Raw genomic sequence first — 15,497 nt, forward strand, 5'->3', positions numbered from 1 at the left:
TCGCCGCGGTCGCCGTGACGGGCAACCGACAGAATTTCGACAGCCGAGCTTCTACACGAGCTTCTCGTAGGCGATGCGATCGGGCGTGGCCCCTTCGGCATGGGTGATGTATATGGTGCCGCACGCCGCATAGCCCCGCTTCTCCAAAAGGCGGCGCATGGGCAGGTTGCCGGGATGGGTGTCGATGCGCACGCTCGCGCACCCGCGCTCGCGCGCCAGGCGCTCGGCGCTCTCCAGCAGAAGCGAGGCGGCCCCCCTTCCCTTGCACGCCGCCGACACGGCAACGCGGTGCATGACGCCGTAGCATGGATCGTCCGAACGCGAGTCCGTGAGCCACGAGCCCTGCTCGATGAGATCGTAGTCTTGCTCGCCGGAGAAGCCGACCATGGCCGTGGCCACGACGACGCCGTCCTCGTCGACCGCAACGTAGGAATCGCCTCGGGCCACGTCGGCCTCGATGGCCTCGCGATGGGGATAGCCGCCCTGCCACTGGTCGATGCCGAGCGCGGCGAGCGCCCGGCGGCCGTCGGCGAGGATGTCCATGATGCGGTCGATGTCCGACGCGCGGGTTAGGCGGAATTGCACGTGAGTGTTCGCTTTCTTCTCGAAATGCGGCCGTTCGGGAAAAGACGGCGGCCAAAGGCCGCCGCAGGTGGTTCGTAGAGCGTCATGAGGCCTGACGGCCGGAAGGTCCAACCGCCGTCACCATATGCGCTCGAACACGTCGCGTCGTCTCTCGCGGCCCAGGCGGTCGCGGATGGCGATGGACCCGCATGGCGAGAAGCCGTACTCCACGAGCAGCGCCCGCATAGGTTCGTTGCCCTCGTACACGTCGCAACGGAGGCTTCGCTTGCCCGCCGCCTTCGCGATGCGCTCGGCCTCGCCCAGGATGAACATGCCCACGCCGCGCCGGCGCGCCTCCGAGGCCACCGTCACCCAATGCAGAGCCGCGTATGAGGCCTCGCCGTCCGGCGGATCGGGCGACTCGGTGAGCCAATGGGCGCCCGACGAGCGGGCGTAGGCCGCGTCGCCGCGCGCATCGACGGCGAACACGCCGATGATGCGCTCGCCTTCGGCGGCGGCGTCTTCGGAACCGCTGCGGTCGGGGATCGTGACCACGTAGGCCGTCCCCCAGTCGATGGCGCGCATGACGCGGCGCTCGGAGGGGTACTTCTTCGACCCCTTCTCCTCGATGCCGAGCGCCTCGAGCGCCTCGTGGCCGTCCTCCAGCACCTCTTGGAAGCGCACGAAGTCGTCGTGCACGGCCGGCCTCACGCTGTAATACCCCAGAAGCGAGGCGCGCCCCTCGAAGGGCGGCAGGTCGTCGGGGGACCCGTCCAAGCCACCCTCGCCCTTGGCCGGCGCCTCCTCGCGCTGCGTCACGAGCAGCACCATGACCACGATCATGGCGATGCCCACCACGTCCACGGGCGTGACGGGCGTGCCCAGCCACACGGCCGAGATGACCGTGGCCGACACGGGCTCCACGCAGCCCACGAGGCCGGCGCGCACCGGGCCGGCGTCGGTGATGCCCTGCAGGTAGAACAGGTACGCGGCGAACGTGCCGATGAGCACCATGGCCGCCATGACGCCCACGAGATCGGGCGTGACGTGCACGGGGATGTTCCACGGCTGCACGAACACGGTGGCCACCGTGCCGCCCAGCAGCATGGCCAGGCCCGTGACGATGAAGCTGCCCCATTTCGCCAACGCCTTGCCGGGGATGAGCGTGTAGGCGGCCAGCGCGAAGGCCGACACGACGCCCCACATGAGCCCTTCGGCCGGTATGGCCAACGCGCCGACGTTGCCCTTCGTGGCGATGAGGAACGTGCCTCCGAGCGCGAACACGAGCCCGAACAGCTCGCGAGGTTTGGGCCAGCGCCGCACGCGCACGCACACGATGAACATGATGACCACGAGGCCCAGGCGCTCGAGCACCGTGCCGGTGCCCGCGTTCGTGTACGAGATGGCCGACAGGTAGCTCATCTGGGTGAGCAGCACGCCGAACATCGAGAAGGCGGCGATGCGCAGAAGCGAGCGCTTGTCCCGCAGCACGGCACGCAGGCTGCGCCAGTTCTTGAAGAGGCACGCCACGAGGAAGATGGCCGCGCCCAGCAGCAGGCGCACGCAGGTGATCCAGGTGACCGGCACGCCGAGCTCGCTCGTCATGAGCTGGGCGCACGTGCCCGAGAAACCCCAGCAGATGCCGCCGAGCGCCGCGAACGCGATGCCGCGCGCCACATGGCTCTTCCGCGGCGCCGCCTGCGCTACCGCCGTCTGACCGGCCATGGCTCCCCCTTTCCTCGTCTCGCGGGAACTCGCGTCCCCGTTGCGGTCCATCAGCGCATTGTCGCATGGAAGCGCACCCCGGTAAAGGGCTTTGACGAGTCTTTTACCGTGTTTTTGAGCGAGTGCGCAAAACAGCGCGCGGGCGATGCGCGCGGGCGACGCCTACAGCATGCGCTCGTAGGCGGCACGGGTCTTGCGACGACCGAACACGTCCTTAATGGAGATGGTGCCGCACGGCGTGTAACCGTGCTTCTCGAGAAGCTTTTGGATGGGCTCGTTCCGCTCGTACACGTCGGCGCGGAGGCTCTGCCGGCCGCCTGCGCGCGCTATGCGGTCGGCCGTCTCCAAGATGAACATGCCAACGCCGCGCCGGCGCGCCTCGGGCGCCACCGACACCCAGTGCAGCTCCGCGTAGGGCTGGGGATCGGCGTCGGAATCGGTGAGCCAGGCGGCGCCCGCCCCGCCCGCGTAGTTCTTCTCGGGCGAGAACGACACGGCGAACACGGCTATCATGCGGCCGTGCGCGTCCTCCACCACGTGCGTGGTGCCGTTCTTGATGCTGTGCATGAGGCGGCGCGCCGAGGGGTACTTCTTGCGCCCCTCGTCGATGCCGAGCGCGGCGAACGTCTCGTGGCCCGCATCGAGCAGCGCGGACACCTGGTCGAAGTCCTCGCGGGCGGCCGGGCGGCTCGTGTAGTAGCCCAGCACCGACGCGCGACCGGCGAACAGCGGCGGGTCGTCGTAGGCCGCGGGGGCCGGAGCAGGGGCTCCCCCCTCCGCCGCCTTCGGCCTCTTCTCCCGCTCGGTGACGAGGAAGATCATGACCACGATGAGGCCGCAGCCCGCGATATCCCACATCGACACGGGGGTGTGCAGCCAGAACAGGGCCAGCACCATGGCCGACACCGGCTCGACGCAGCACAAAAGGCTCGCCTTGACCGGGCCGGCGTCGGCCACGCCCTGCAGGTAGAGCATGTAGGCGCCGAGCGTGCCCACCAGCACGATGGCGACGAGGGCCGCGAGCGCCCCGCCCGACAGCTGGACCGGGATCGCCCACGGCTGCACGACCAGCGAGGCCGCCGAGCCGCCGAACAGCATGGCGAGTCCCGTGACCAGCATGGCGCCCCACTTCTTGAGCACGCGCACGGGCATGAGCGTGTAGAACGCCAGCGCCACGGCCGACACGAGCCCCCACCCCAGGCCCTCGGGCGGGATGGCCAGCTGGTCGAGCTCCCCCTGCGTGGCAATGAGGAGCATGCCGCCGAGCGCGCACGCCAGCCCCAGCGCCTCGCGCAGGCGCGGAAGCCGCTTGGCGCGCACGCACACGTAGAGCATGATGATAACGAGCCCGATCTGCTCGATGGTGGTGCCCACGCCGGCGCTCGTGTACTTGATGGCGTTCAGGTAGCTCATCTGGGTGAGCAGCACGCCGAACACGGCGAACAGCGCGATCTGGAGAAGGGAGCGGCGATCACGGAACACCGCAACGAGGTCGCGCCAGTCCTTGACCGCGGTGAGGAACAGGAAGAACACCGCGGCGATGACCATGCGCACGCAGGTGATCCACTCGGCCGGAGCGCCGTAGTCGTGCATGAGCAGCTGCGCGCACGTGCCCGAGAAGCCCCAGCACACCCCGCCCGCCAACGCGCATACGATGCCGCGCGCCAGATGCCGGCCCTCCGTCGTTTCAGCCACGTGCCCCGCCCTTTCGCTTTGGATGATTTCGATGGGCCGGAAAAGGCCGCACGGCATTGTCGCACGAGCGCGCCCGCAGGTAAAGGAGGTATTCGGCAAGATTCCGGTAAAATCCGAAGCGGAGCCCCGCACGCCGCCAGGTTGCCATCCCGGGCAGAGGTTGGAAGGCCCAGCGCGCTTTGCAATCCTGAGCGCAACACGCAGGATGAAGGGGGACCGCCCGCTTGAAGAACGCCGCCGGATCGCGCTTCTCGAGCGGGCGGGTTCCGCCTCCCAGCGGGCCTTAAAAGGTGAACAGTTGGCGCACCTCTATGTCGAGGGCATCGGCGATGCGGCCAAGGTCGTCAAGCCCCACGCTCACGCGCCCCGATTCGATCCGCCAGATATGGGACTTGCTGCTGCCCACCATCAGGGCGAGCTTGTGCTGCGACAGACCCTGCGCCTCGCGGCGGTCGCGGATGGCGGCACCTAAGCGCAATCTTTTGTCTTCTGGAGTCATTTTTTCAGAGTATTCTGTATAATCGGCTTAACGGCTTCATATATGAAGCCGTTAAGCCGATGTAGACAGACGGTCGCCGCGTACTTGCCCGAGACGCCGCATTGCGGCGCGCTCCACCAAGCGAATCGGCGGCGCAACGCACGAAGCGAAGGTGGGACGGTTGAACGAAAAGCGCAAGCGGCTACCGAGGGAACGGCTCGACGAGGGCGCAGCGGTCGCCAACGCGGCGAGCACGCTCTATGCAAATATCGGTTTCATGGGCGTGGACCGCCCGCTTCGCTCCGTTGTCGTCACGAGCACCGTTCCCAACGAGGGAAAGTCCACGATTGCCGTCGAGCTGGCGCGAGCGATGGCATCGTCGGGAAAGCGCACGCTTTTGCTGGAATGCGACCTGCGCCGCCGCTCGCTCGCGCGCTTGCTGGGCGTCAGGCCGACTGCGGGTTGGTGGGCGGTCGTCATGGGCGAAGCCGAGCTAAGCCGGGCGATGACGCACACCGGCGAGGGCAACCTGTTCCTGCTCGATGCCGAACCAGGCCTTCCCAGTCCGACGGACCTGCTGGATTCCAAGCGGTTCCGTGCGCTCTTCGACGCGCTGTCGCGATCGTTCGCCTACGTGGTGGTCGACACGCCGCCGGTGGGCATGTTCGTGGACGCAGCCGTCGTCGCCGCGCAAGCCGACGCCACCGTGATGGTCGTGCGCGAAGGGTTCGCGAAACGCAAGGGAGTCGTGCGTGCACGCGGTCAACTCGAACAGGCCGGAGCGAACGTCGTGGGCATCGTGATGAGCTTCTGTCGCGAGAACCCCTCCTGAGTCGACCGCAACGTCGACGGGTTCCGCTGGCCGCAAACCAGCGGAACCTACAGCATCCTCTTGATGAACTGGCCGGTGTAGCTGCCCTCCACCTGGGCCACTTCCTCGGGGGTGCCCTGCGCCACGATGGTGCCGCCGCGGTCGCCGCCTTCGGGTCCCAGGTCTATGATGCGGTCGGCGCATTTGATGACGTCGAGGTTGTGCTCGATGACGAGCACCGTGTTGCCGGCGTCCACCAAGCGCTCCAGCACCTCCAGCAGCTGGCGCACGTCCTCGAAGTGCAGGCCGGTGGTGGGCTCGTCCAGGATGTAGAACGTCTTGCCCGTCTGGCGGCGCTGCAGCTCGCTCGACAGCTTCACGCGCTGGGCCTCGCCGCCGGAGAGCGTGGTGGCGGGCTGGCCCAGGCGGATGTAGCCCAGGCCCACGTCGTGCAGCGTCTGCAGCTTGCGCTTGATGCCCGGGATGTTCTCGAAGAACGCCAGCGCGTCCTCCACCGTCATGTCCAGCACGTCGGAGATGTTCTTGCCGCGGTACGTGACCTGCAGCGTCTCGCGGTTGTAGCGCTTGCCGCCGCACACTTCGCACGGCACGTAGATGTCGGGCAGGAAGTGCATCTCGATCTTGATCTGGCCGTCGCCCTTGCACGCCTCGCAGCGCCCGCCGTTCACGTTGAAGCTGAAGCGGCCCGGCCCGTAGCCGCGCGCCTTCGACTCCTGCGTGCTGGCGAACAGGGCCCGGATGTCGTCCCACAAGCCGATGTAGGTGGCCGGGTTCGAACGCGGCGTGCGCCCGATGGGGCTCTGGTCGATGTTGATGACCTTGTCGATCTTGTCGAGCCCCGTGATCTTCTTGTACGCGCCCGCGCGGCGGTGCGCGCGGTTCACGCGGTTGGCCAGCGCCGGCGCGAGCGTGTCGGTGACGAGCGAGCTCTTGCCCGAGCCCGACACGCCCGTGACCACGGTGAGCGTGCCGTAGGGCACCTCGAGCGTCACGTTCTTCAGGTTGTTCTCCGCAGCCCCCGTGAGCTTGAGCGAGCCGCGCCGGGGCTTGCGGCGCTTCTCGGGCACCGCGATGGTGCGCCGGCCGCTCAGGTAGTCGGCCGTGAGCGAGCCTTCGAACTTCACGATCTCCTCGGGCTTGCCGGCGGCCACCACCTCGCCGCCGTGCTCGCCCGCGCCCGGGCCCATGTCGATGACGTAGTCGGCGCTGCGGATGGTGTCCTCGTCGTGCTCGACCACGATGACGGTGTTGCCCAAGTCGCGCAGGCGCTCGAGCGTGGCGATGAGCCGCTCGTTGTCGCGCTGGTGCAGGCCGATGGAGGGCTCGTCCAGGATGTAGAGCACGCCCATGAGGCCCGCGCCGATCTGGGTGGCCAGGCGGATGCGCTGCGCCTCGCCGCCCGAGAGCGTAGCCGTGGCCCGCTCGAGCGTGAGGTAGTCCAGACCCACGTCCACCAGGAAGCGCAGGCGCGCCTTGATCTCCTTCACGATGGGCCCGGCGATGTGCTCGTCCTGGCCCTTGAAGGAAAGGCCCTCGAAGTAGTCGAGCGAGTCGGCCGCGCTCATCTCGGTGACGTCGTGGATGGACTTGTCGCCCACCGTCACGGCCAGGATCTCGGGCTTGAGGCGCTTGCCGCCGCAGGTCTGGCACGGCACGATGGCGAAGTACTCCGACAGCTTCTCGCGCTGGTTGTCGGACTGAGCCTCCTGGTAGCGGCGCTGCACGGCGGCGAGCGCGCCCTCCCATTCGATGTACCAGTACGTCTCGCGCCCGTCGACGGTCACGTAGTCCACGCGCACCTTGTTCTTGCCCAGGCCGTAGAGCAGCGCGTCCTGCGTCTTCTTCGGCATGTCCTCCCACGGCGTGTTCTCGTCGACGCCCATGTGCTTGGCCACGGCGCGCAGCACCTGCGGGTAGTAGTTGCCGGTCTTGAACGGAGCGATGACGCCCTCGGCAAGCGTGAGCGAGGGGTCGGGCACCACGAGCGAGGGGTCCACCTCCTCGCGGCTGCCTATCCCTAAGCAGTCCGGGCAGGCGCCGTAGGGCGCGTTGAACGAGAAGTCGCGCGGCTGCAGCTCGTCCATGGAGTGCCCGTGCTCGGGGCACGCGAGCGCGAGCGAGAACAGGTGCTCGCCAGCGCCCAGGCCGCCCGTGGCGCCGCTCGACTGGCCGCCGCCTTCTCCCAGCGGCTCGCCGTCGTCGCCCAGCACCTGCACGAGCACGCGCCCGTCGGCCAGCTTCGTGGCCAGCTCCACCGCCTCGGCGATGCGGCTCGTGGCGCTCGCCTTCAGCTGCACGCGGTCCACCACCACGTCGACGAAGTGCTTGATCTTCTTGTTGAGCGTGCGCGGCTCGCCGTCGAGCTTCACGATCTCGCCGTCGATGCGCACGCGGCTGAAGCCCTCCTTCTGCAGGTCGGCGAACAGCTTCGTGAACTCGCCCTTGCGGCCCGTGACCACGGGCGCCATGATAATGGCCTTCGCGTCGGGCGCGAGCGCCAGGATGTCGTCGGTCACCTGGTCGGTGGTCTGCTTCCTGATGACGCGGCCGCACTCGGGGCAGTGCGGCACGCCCACGCGCGCGAACAGCAGGCGCAGGTAGTCGTATATCTCGGTGGTGGTGCCCACCGTGGAGCGCGGGTTCTTCGACGTGGTCTTCTGGTCGATGGACACCGCCGGAGAAAGGCCGTCGATGCTGTCGAGGTCGGGCTTGCTCATCTGCCCCAGGAACATGCGGGCGTAGCTGGAAAGGCTCTCCACGTAGCGGCGCTGGCCCTCGGCGTACATCGTGTCGAACGCGAGGGAGGACTTGCCGCTGCCCGACAGGCCCGTGATGACCACGAGCTCGTCGCGCGGGATGATGAGGTCGATGTCCTTGAGGTTGTGCTCGCGGGCACCCTTGATGACGATGGCGTTCTGTCCCATGTTGCTTGTCGCTCTTTCTCGTATCGCCCGCCGCCGTGCCGGCGCGCTCCAAGATTCCAGGTCCCGTATATGGATACCGGAATACTATCATTTCCGTGCAATCGTTCATTCTAGCGCAGCGCGGGGATCGAATTTGCGAAAACATCCGTTCGTGTTCAAGCGTTCAAACGATGCGCACAATTCGTTCGCTTTCTGCCGGGCGGGAACCCGGGCGAAGCGGCGCGTCAGGCGGCCGGAACCGCCCGGGACGTCCCGGCAAGCTCGACCATCTCGTCGAACGACAGCGCGGGCGCGTACAGATAGCCCTGGAAGTACGAGCAGCCCAGCGCGGCAAGGCGGTCGCGCTGCTCGGCCGTCTCCACGTACTCCGCCAGCACCGTGAAGCCCAGCTGCTCGGACAGGCGCGTGATGGACGCCACGATCTCGGCGTAGCGCTCGTTCTCCATGACGCCCTTGGCGATGGTGCCGTCCAGCTTCACGACGGTGAACACGCTGGTCTCCAGGTACTGGAACGACGTGCGCCCCATGGAGAAGTCGTCGATGGCCAGCGGGATGCCCGCGTCCGCCAAACGGTGCAGCAGCGCCGAGGCGCCCTCGTCCCAGCGCAGCGCCTCGCGCTCCGTCGCCTCCACCACCACGCGCCCCTCGTCGAGGCCGCGCGCGCGGAACGCGGCGATGATGAAGTCGACGCACGCCTCGTCCTGCAGCATCGCGGCCGTGGCGTTCACGCTGACGCCGAATCCCGGGCGAAGGGCGCCGGCGTGCGCGAGGGCCTCCACCCGCTGCGCGTCGTCGAGGGCCCGGTCGAACACGGCGCGCTCCAGATCGCCGCCGATGCCCGCCTCCTTCGCCAGCTCGATGACGATGGGAGGGTACAGCGCGCCGTAGACGGGGTGCTCGAACCGCAGCAGCGCCTCCGCGCCGACCGCCTTGCCAGACGCGTCGAACTGCGGCTGGTAGCGCAGCTCGAACGTGCGCTCGAGCACGAGCCGGCGCACGTCCTCCGCAAGCGAGCGGGCCACGGCGCCCAGCGAGCCGGGCGCCGTCATGAGCTTCGCGTCGCGGCCCGTGCGCTCGTCCTCCTGGAAGGAGGCCAGCAACGCGACGTACCCCGCCCGGGCGCGATCGTCGGCCACGCGCTCGTAGCGGCGCAGGAACGGCAGGTACAGCGCGGTTCCCAGGGCGATGCACACCAGCTGCAGCACCGCGCCTGCCGGCGAGCCCGTGGCCACGTAGCCGCCCACGATCGGCGGCGTCGTCCACGACACGTCCACGATCACGGGCGGCACGAGGCCGACGGCCATGGCCGCGTAGGACACCACCATGTTCACCAGAGGCACGACGATGAACGGCACGAACAGCGCCGGGTTCCACACGACCGGCAAGCCGAACATCATGATCTCGCTGATGTTGAAGAACATGGGCACGGCCGCGAACGAGGACAGGCGACGGAAGCTGCGGCGCCGGCCGAACAGCAGGATGGCCACGAGCAGCGACAGCAGGGCCCCGGCGCCGCCGATGGAGGCGAACACGTCCAGGAAGGTCTTCGTGACGATCTGCGCGGGCTCGCCCCCCGCTGCGAGCGCCGCCGCGTTGGCGGCCGTGCCGGGCACGAACACGCTCTGGGCGACGCTGTCGAGCATGTTGCCCCCGTGTATGCCGAAGAACCACATGACGTTGTTCATGAGCAGGTACAGAAGCCCGCTCGCCAACGTCGCGGTGGCCAACGGGAACAGCGCGCTGACGCCTTGGAAGAACAGCTCCTCCACGCTGTCCACGTTCGCGATCTGCGCCACGGTGGCGTTCGCCACCCCGAACAGCACGATGACGACCGCGATGGGCATGAGCCCCGCGACGGCGTGGTTGAACACGTTGTCCACGCCGTCGCCGTACAGCCGCTGAGAGCGCTTCATGCGCACGAGCCGGCAGTACAGCATCGACGAGAGCAGCCCGCACACGATGGCGATGAACAGCGAGCGCGTGCTGAGCACCGCCCAGTCGAAGCCCTCGGAGCCGAATCCCACGAACATGAGGTAGGCCGCGAGCGCGGCGAAGGGCGCGCCTTGCACGAAGAAGTCGCCGAATCGGTCGGAGCACGCCTTCGCGTAGCGAAGGGCTATGGCCACGGCCACGTACAGGGAGAAGATGCCCATCGTGGCGCTGTACACGAGCCGCAGCACGCTTTCGAGCCAAGGCAGCGACACGAGCAGGTCCTGGTACGGAGCGAGGGGGAGGTTGAGGAAGATGAGGCAGAAGGACCCCACGAGCAGCACGGGTATGGTGAGGATGAGTCCCTGGCGGATGGCCTGGAACGCCATGACGTCCTCCAACCGAGCGAACCACGCGTTGACCTTGTTGAACATTCCCACCCTTCCGCCGTCGACGACCTCCCGCAAACCATTCCGACCATTGTACCTTGAACGAAACGCCCAGGCGACACGCAAGGAAACGGGAAGGAAACGATTTAGGAAACGGAAGGAAACATCGAGCGCGTCAGCATCCCAGCAGGTGGCGCACGGCGGCGACGGGGTGGCTTGTGAGCATGCGCGGCCCGGCGTAGCGCATGACGGACCGTATCTCCTCGCGCTTCTCGGGAGCGTAGCAGTGGTTCCCGCACTGCTCGCACGACGTCTTGACCTCCATCTTGCGGCAGCGCTCGGTGCGCAGCACGGCGTACGCGTCGACGGCGGCGCACGCGGGGCACACCGGCTCGCCGCAGTGCGCCGACTCGGTGCGGTCGGCGGCCTCGTGGTTGCCGGCGCAGTACAGCGCCACCATCTGCGAGATGGTGCGCTTCTCGCGCGCGCGGCGCTTCGCTGTTTTCGGTGAATCGCCCATGGCAACAGGCTATCAGAAGCGCCGCGCCGCGGCGAGAGGGGTTTCCCCTCGCCGCGGCGGACGGCGCGCCGGGCGGAACGGCCGTCCGGCGCGCGAAAGCTTACCGGGCAATGAGGAACCCGACGAACGCAAGCACGTACACGCCGAACACCGCGTACACACGCCCCCATCTTCGCCAAGCCGGCAAGGCCCCGCTCGAGCACGGCGCGGGCTCCCGCGACCAGCACGACGGCGAGCGCGATCACCGACACGACCAACAACGCGTTCGAAAGCATGCCTCCCCCTATCCCACGAGCTTCTTGCCGAGCGACGCGCGGATGATGCCCTTGCTGGCGTAGTAGGTGACCAGCAGGTACGCCCCGTACACGACGCCGGCGAGCACGGCGGTCATGAGGGCGGGCTCGAACACCGACACGCCCAGCTGCGCGAGCACCGCGTCGCTGATGACGCCCACGGCGCACACCGTGTGGCACACCGCCAACCCGAGCGGCACGAGGAAGTACACGAGCACCTGGGTGCGCAGCGAGCGGAAGATCATGCGGCGGTCGCAGCCGATCTCGGCGAGCACCTTGTAGCGCGGCAGCGAGTCGCTCGTTTCCGACAGCTGCTGGATGGCCAGGACGGCCGCCGTGGCGATGAGGAACACGAAGCCGATGTAGAGCGCCAGATACGAGATCATCATGTTCATGCCGCTCGACTGGACGATGACCTCCTCCGCCGTGAAGGAAACGGTCACCGGCCAGGGCTTCGGGCCGAACGTCCACCCCGACGCCGCCACCTCCGCGCTGGCGGGCGACGCCTCGGCCAGCAGCTGTTCGAGCAGCTTGTCGCCCTCGGCGCGGTCCGTCTTGTACATGACGTTCAGGCGGCTCGTGTCGGGCACCGCGCCCTGGGCGCGCAGGTCCTCTATCACGGCGTCGGGCACGATAAGCTCGGCCCCGCCGGAGAAGAAGGAGGTCGTCTCGAGCGGCTGGTTCAGCACCTTGCCCGTCGAGGTCAGCTCGCGCCCGGCTATCTCGATGGTCTGGCCCTCGCGCACCATGCCCTCCGCCAGGCTCGCCGTCATGTCAAGCATGTTGTTCACCGCGTAGCCGCTCTCCCCCACATCGGCCGTGGGCCGGCCCGTAAGCTCGGCAAGCGCGTTGAACTGCGATGCGCCCATAAGCGCCACGCCCTGCGGGGCCACCGACTCGTCCTGCTTCTCGTTGCCAACCGAGATGCCGAAACGCTCCATGAACATGCCGTAGGTCACCTCGGCGCTCTGGTACACGTCCAGCTGCAGCGCACGGTCAACCAACTGCTCCCAAAGCGCAGGCGACGCGGCCGCGAGCCTCGCCGCGATATCCCAGTCGTAGGCCTCGGCGTCGGCCAGCACCGCGGCCGCCCTCGCGTCGGCCACCGCCTGGTACTCGCGGTCCTCCTCGTCCATGGCCGCCAGCTCGTCGGGATCGTGCGTCCCGCCCTTGTTCAGGTACACGTTCGCCGTGAGCGTGGCGTCGTAGATCGTGCCGTTCTCGATGTCCCCGGTGAACGCGCGCGTCAGGCCCATGCCCGTGGAGAACACGGTGAGCGAGAAGAACAGCATGACGCACACCACCGACAGCGAGACGAACGCGGTGTTCACCTTGCTGGCGATCTGGCGCATGGTGAACATAGCCAGGCCCTTGAAGTAGACCCCGCGCGTGCGCTCGATCACCGCGAGCGCGAAACCCGCGAGCGACCAGAAGAACAGGAACGTGCCTGCCACCATGAGCGCGGTGGCCCGCCAGAACCCCTCGTCGAACTGCAGGAGCCCGTTGTCGATAAGCGTGACGTAGGCCCACGCGATCACGACCACCGCCGCGACGAACCCGACGAGGCTGATCCACGGGTTGCGCACGCGGAAGCGCGCGTTCCTGCTGCGCGCCGAGAGCAGGTCGATGAGCTTGTAACGGCGGATCGACAGCGTGTTGAACAGGGCCGTCACCACGAAGATGAGCGCGAAGCACCCCAGCGTGAGCAGGAACGCGTCGGCTGAGAAGATGAAGCGGTACTGCGTCATCTGGATGTTGAACAGCCCCGCCGTGACGAACGACAGCCCCTGCGACAGCGCGAAGCCGAGCACGAGGCCCACGACCAGCGACACGAGGCCCACCGTCACCGTCTCCAAGAGCACGATGGCCGACACGCCGCGGGGGTTCATGCCCAACATGAGGTACGTGCCGAACTCCTGCTTGCGCCGGCGGATGAGGAACCCGTTCGCGTACAGCACGAGAAATCCCAGCACGCAGGCGATGACCACGCTGAACATGCCCAGCATCTGCCCGGTCATGTCGAACACGCTGGCCGACGCCGTGTCCTCGAGGTCGAACAGGATGGACTGGCCCGTCACCGAGTTGAACGCGTAGAACACCGCCACGCCGAACACGAGCGTGACGAAGTACACGCCGTAGTCCTTGACCGAGCGGCGGATGTTGCGGAAGGCGAGTTTAGCGAGCATCGGCCGCGTCACCGCCCAAGAACGTGACGACTTCCATGATGCGGTTGAAGAAGTCCTTGCGGGAGGTGTCGCCCTTGCGTATCTCGTTGAACACGGCGCCGTCCTTGATGAACAGGATGCGGTTCGCGAACGAAGCGGCGTAGGAGTCGTGCGTCACCATCATGATGGTCGCGCCGAGCGAGGCGTTCATCATCTCCAACGTCTCCAGCATGACGGCGGCGCTGCGCGAGTCGAGCGCGCCCGTGGGCTCGTCGGCCAGCACGAGCTTCGGGTCGGCCACCATGGCGCGCGCGGCGGCGATGCGCTGCTTCTGGCCGCCCGACATCTGGTAGGGGTACTTCTCCAGCACGTCGGCCACGCCGAGCGTGGCCGCGATGCGCTCGACCTTCGGCTTCACCTGGCCGGTGGGCTCGCCTTTCACCGTGAGCGCGAGAGCGATGTTCTCGAAGCCGGTCAGCGTGTCCAGCAGGTTCGAATCCTGGAAGATGAAGCCCAGGTCGTCGCGGCGGAACTTCGCGAGCGCGCGGCTGCGCAGGCCCGTGATGTCGCGGCCGTCCACCAGGATGTGGCCGCTCGTCACCGTGTCGATGGTGGCCACGCAGTTGAGCAGCGTGGTCTTGCCGGAGCCCGACGGCCCCATGATCCCCACGAACTCGCCCGGCATCACGTCGAAGCTGATGTCGCGGACGGCCTTGGTCACGGAATCCTTGGAACCGTACACCTTCTCCATCTGGCGCACCGACAGGATGGGACGGGAGCCGCCGGCGCTCGGAGCGCAGACGGGTGCGGCGGGGGTTGCGTACACTTCGGTCATTGGTGTCTCCTTCTCTTGCGTACGACCCCATGATACGGACCTGCCCGAACGGCAGCCATCGAAGGAACTTACCGCAACCTTACGCTTTCGAAAGGTTGACGGCGACCTACCGCGCGTCCATGCGCCTGCGGTCGTGGGGGAACGTCAGCAGCACGCGGGTGCCCGCGCCCTCCTCGGAGGCCAAGCCCACGCCCAGCCCCATCTTCTCGCAGAGCATGGCCACGAGGTAGAGGCCCATGCCGGTGGCCGAGCCCTGGGCGCGGCCGTTTTCGCCGGTGAAGCCGCGGTCGAAGACGCGCGGCACGTCGGCGGCCGGAATGCCCTGCCCGTCGTCGGCCACCTCCAGCACGGTGCGCGCCGCGCTCGTGCCCGCGTCCTCCTCGCGAGCCGAGAACCGCACGGCGGTCGCCCCGTACTTCGCCGCGTTCACCACGATCTGCCCCAAGATGAAGGCGAGCCACGAGGCGTCGGCGAACACGGTCGCGTCCTCGTCCACCTCGACAAAGGGAGTGGCACCGCGCTCGATGAGGTAGCGCGCGTTCTTCTTGCAGGCCGTGCGCACGGCATCGGCCAGCGGGATCTCGCGGATGGCGTAGTCGTGGGCGAGCGACGCGGAGCGCGCGTAGAAGAGCGCCTGCTCGACATGGGACTCGATGCGGTCGAGCTCGCCTTTGAGCTTGGCCGCCTGCGGGCCGTGCAGGTCGGCCACCATGAGGTGCGCGGCGGCGATGGGCGTTTTGATCTCGTGGATCCACAGCTCGATGTAGTCGCGGTACGACTCGGCCTGCTGCCGGTGGAACGCCACGTCGTCGGCGGCGGCCTTCCCCACCGCCTCGAGGGCCTCGTGGGCGAGGCGGCCCTCCAAGAAGTCGGGCGCGTCCACGAGCTCGGAAGCGAAGTACGTGCGGTCGAGGTCCTCCACGATGCGCGCGAGCTCGGCGTAGAAGCGACGACGACGGACGTAGCCGACGCCGAGCGCCACCGCGCCGCACGCCGCCACGAAGCACGGCACGAGCGCCGTGGCGTCCGGGCCCGTGCCGAGCGCGGCCATCATGCCGGCCACGCCCAGGCAGCACAGCACGCCCGTGACGATGGCCGCGAGGTTGTCGCGCAGGTAGGCGGACAGGCTCATAGCCGCACGCCGCCCA

The 15,497-nt window shown here is 67.9% G+C and carries 11 protein-coding genes; 1 reads left to right on the plus strand and 10 read right to left on the minus strand.

Features of this window, described 5'->3' with window-relative positions; translation table 11 throughout:
• Nucleotides 1-51: 51 nt before the first annotated feature.
• From C1878_RS09910 to C1878_RS09925, 4 genes are all read right to left on the minus strand, one after another.
• On the minus strand, nucleotides 52-585 hold the full coding sequence (locus C1878_RS09910; RefSeq protein WP_114601466.1) for a GNAT family N-acetyltransferase: 534 nt from the start codon (nucleotides 583-585) through the stop codon (nucleotides 52-54).
• A 117-nt stretch (nucleotides 586-702) separates the two neighbouring features.
• Nucleotides 703-2,289 (minus strand): GNAT family N-acetyltransferase, encoded by a 1,587-nt coding sequence (locus C1878_RS09915; protein WP_114601467.1) that lies wholly within the window; start codon nucleotides 2,287-2,289, stop codon nucleotides 703-705.
• A gap of 162 nt (nucleotides 2,290-2,451) precedes the next feature.
• The gene (locus C1878_RS09920; protein WP_199519324.1) at nucleotides 2,452-4,041 is read right to left on the minus strand and encodes a GNAT family N-acetyltransferase; all 1,590 of its coding nucleotides are present in this window, start codon (nucleotides 4,039-4,041) and stop codon (nucleotides 2,452-2,454) included.
• 226 nt (nucleotides 4,042-4,267) lie between these two features.
• Nucleotides 4,268-4,483, minus strand: coding sequence for a helix-turn-helix domain-containing protein (locus C1878_RS09925; RefSeq protein ID WP_199519325.1), 216 nt, complete (start codon nucleotides 4,481-4,483; stop codon nucleotides 4,268-4,270).
• A gap of 160 nt (nucleotides 4,484-4,643) precedes the next feature.
• Between C1878_RS09925 and C1878_RS09930 the strand changes: the two genes are divergently transcribed.
• The gene (locus tag C1878_RS09930; protein ID WP_241963696.1) at nucleotides 4,644-5,294 is read left to right on the plus strand and encodes a CpsD/CapB family tyrosine-protein kinase; all 651 of its coding nucleotides are present in this window, start codon (nucleotides 4,644-4,646) and stop codon (nucleotides 5,292-5,294) included.
• A 47-nt stretch (nucleotides 5,295-5,341) separates the two neighbouring features.
• Here C1878_RS09930 and uvrA read toward each other — a convergent pair whose 3' ends face one another.
• The 6 genes from uvrA to C1878_RS09960 all read right to left on the minus strand — a co-directional run bounded on the left by uvrA (nucleotide 5,342) and on the right by C1878_RS09960 (nucleotide 15,481).
• The gene (gene uvrA, locus C1878_RS09935) at nucleotides 5,342-8,218 is read right to left on the minus strand and encodes an excinuclease ABC subunit UvrA (RefSeq protein ID WP_114601468.1); all 2,877 of its coding nucleotides are present in this window, start codon (nucleotides 8,216-8,218) and stop codon (nucleotides 5,342-5,344) included.
• Between the two features lie 224 nt (nucleotides 8,219-8,442).
• Nucleotides 8,443-10,581 (minus strand): PTS sugar transporter subunit IIC/EAL domain-containing protein, encoded by a 2,139-nt coding sequence (locus tag C1878_RS09940; protein WP_114601469.1) that lies wholly within the window; start codon nucleotides 10,579-10,581, stop codon nucleotides 8,443-8,445.
• 130 nt (nucleotides 10,582-10,711) lie between these two features.
• Nucleotides 10,712-11,056, minus strand: coding sequence for a nitrous oxide-stimulated promoter family protein (locus C1878_RS09945; RefSeq protein WP_114601470.1), 345 nt, complete (start codon nucleotides 11,054-11,056; stop codon nucleotides 10,712-10,714).
• Nucleotides 11,057-11,339: 283 nt separating this feature from the next.
• Nucleotides 11,340-13,535 carry an ABC transporter permease gene (locus tag C1878_RS09950; RefSeq protein ID WP_114601471.1) on the minus strand — a complete coding sequence of 732 codons (2,196 nt, stop codon included), beginning with the start codon at nucleotides 13,533-13,535 and terminating at the stop codon, nucleotides 11,340-11,342.
• Nucleotides 13,525-14,349, minus strand: coding sequence for an ABC transporter ATP-binding protein (locus C1878_RS09955; RefSeq protein WP_114601472.1), 825 nt, complete (start codon nucleotides 14,347-14,349; stop codon nucleotides 13,525-13,527). The genes C1878_RS09950 and C1878_RS09955 overlap by 11 nt, the downstream gene beginning before the upstream one ends.
• A gap of 106 nt (nucleotides 14,350-14,455) precedes the next feature.
• Nucleotides 14,456-15,481 carry a HAMP domain-containing sensor histidine kinase gene (locus C1878_RS09960; RefSeq protein ID WP_114601473.1) on the minus strand — a complete coding sequence of 342 codons (1,026 nt, stop codon included), beginning with the start codon at nucleotides 15,479-15,481 and terminating at the stop codon, nucleotides 14,456-14,458.
• Between the last annotated feature and the right edge of the window lie 16 nt (nucleotides 15,482-15,497).

The sequence above is a fragment of the Gordonibacter sp. 28C genome (assembly GCF_003339845.1).
GTDB lineage: Bacteria > Actinomycetota > Coriobacteriia > Coriobacteriales > Eggerthellaceae > Gordonibacter.

Coding starts and splice junctions, on each gene's coding strand:
- C1878_RS09915 (WP_114601467.1), bottom strand. CDS start 2,289: ATGGCCGGTCAGACGGCGGTAGCGCAGGCGGCGCCGCGGAAGAGCCAT.
- C1878_RS09920 (WP_199519324.1), bottom strand. CDS start 4,041: ATGCCGTGCGGCCTTTTCCGGCCCATCGAAATCATCCAAAGCGAAAGG.
- C1878_RS09925 (WP_199519325.1), bottom strand. CDS start 4,483: ATGACTCCAGAAGACAAAAGATTGCGCTTAGGTGCCGCCATCCGCGAC.
- uvrA (WP_114601468.1), bottom strand. CDS start 8,218: ATGGGACAGAACGCCATCGTCATCAAGGGTGCCCGCGAGCACAACCTC.
- C1878_RS09940 (WP_114601469.1), bottom strand. CDS start 10,581: ATGTTCAACAAGGTCAACGCGTGGTTCGCTCGGTTGGAGGACGTCATG.
- C1878_RS09945 (WP_114601470.1), bottom strand. CDS start 11,056: ATGGGCGATTCACCGAAAACAGCGAAGCGCCGCGCGCGCGAGAAGCGC.
- C1878_RS09950 (WP_114601471.1), bottom strand. CDS start 13,535: ATGCTCGCTAAACTCGCCTTCCGCAACATCCGCCGCTCGGTCAAGGAC.
- C1878_RS09955 (WP_114601472.1), bottom strand. CDS start 14,349: ATGACCGAAGTGTACGCAACCCCCGCCGCACCCGTCTGCGCTCCGAGC.
- C1878_RS09960 (WP_114601473.1), bottom strand. CDS start 15,481: ATGAGCCTGTCCGCCTACCTGCGCGACAACCTCGCGGCCATCGTCACG.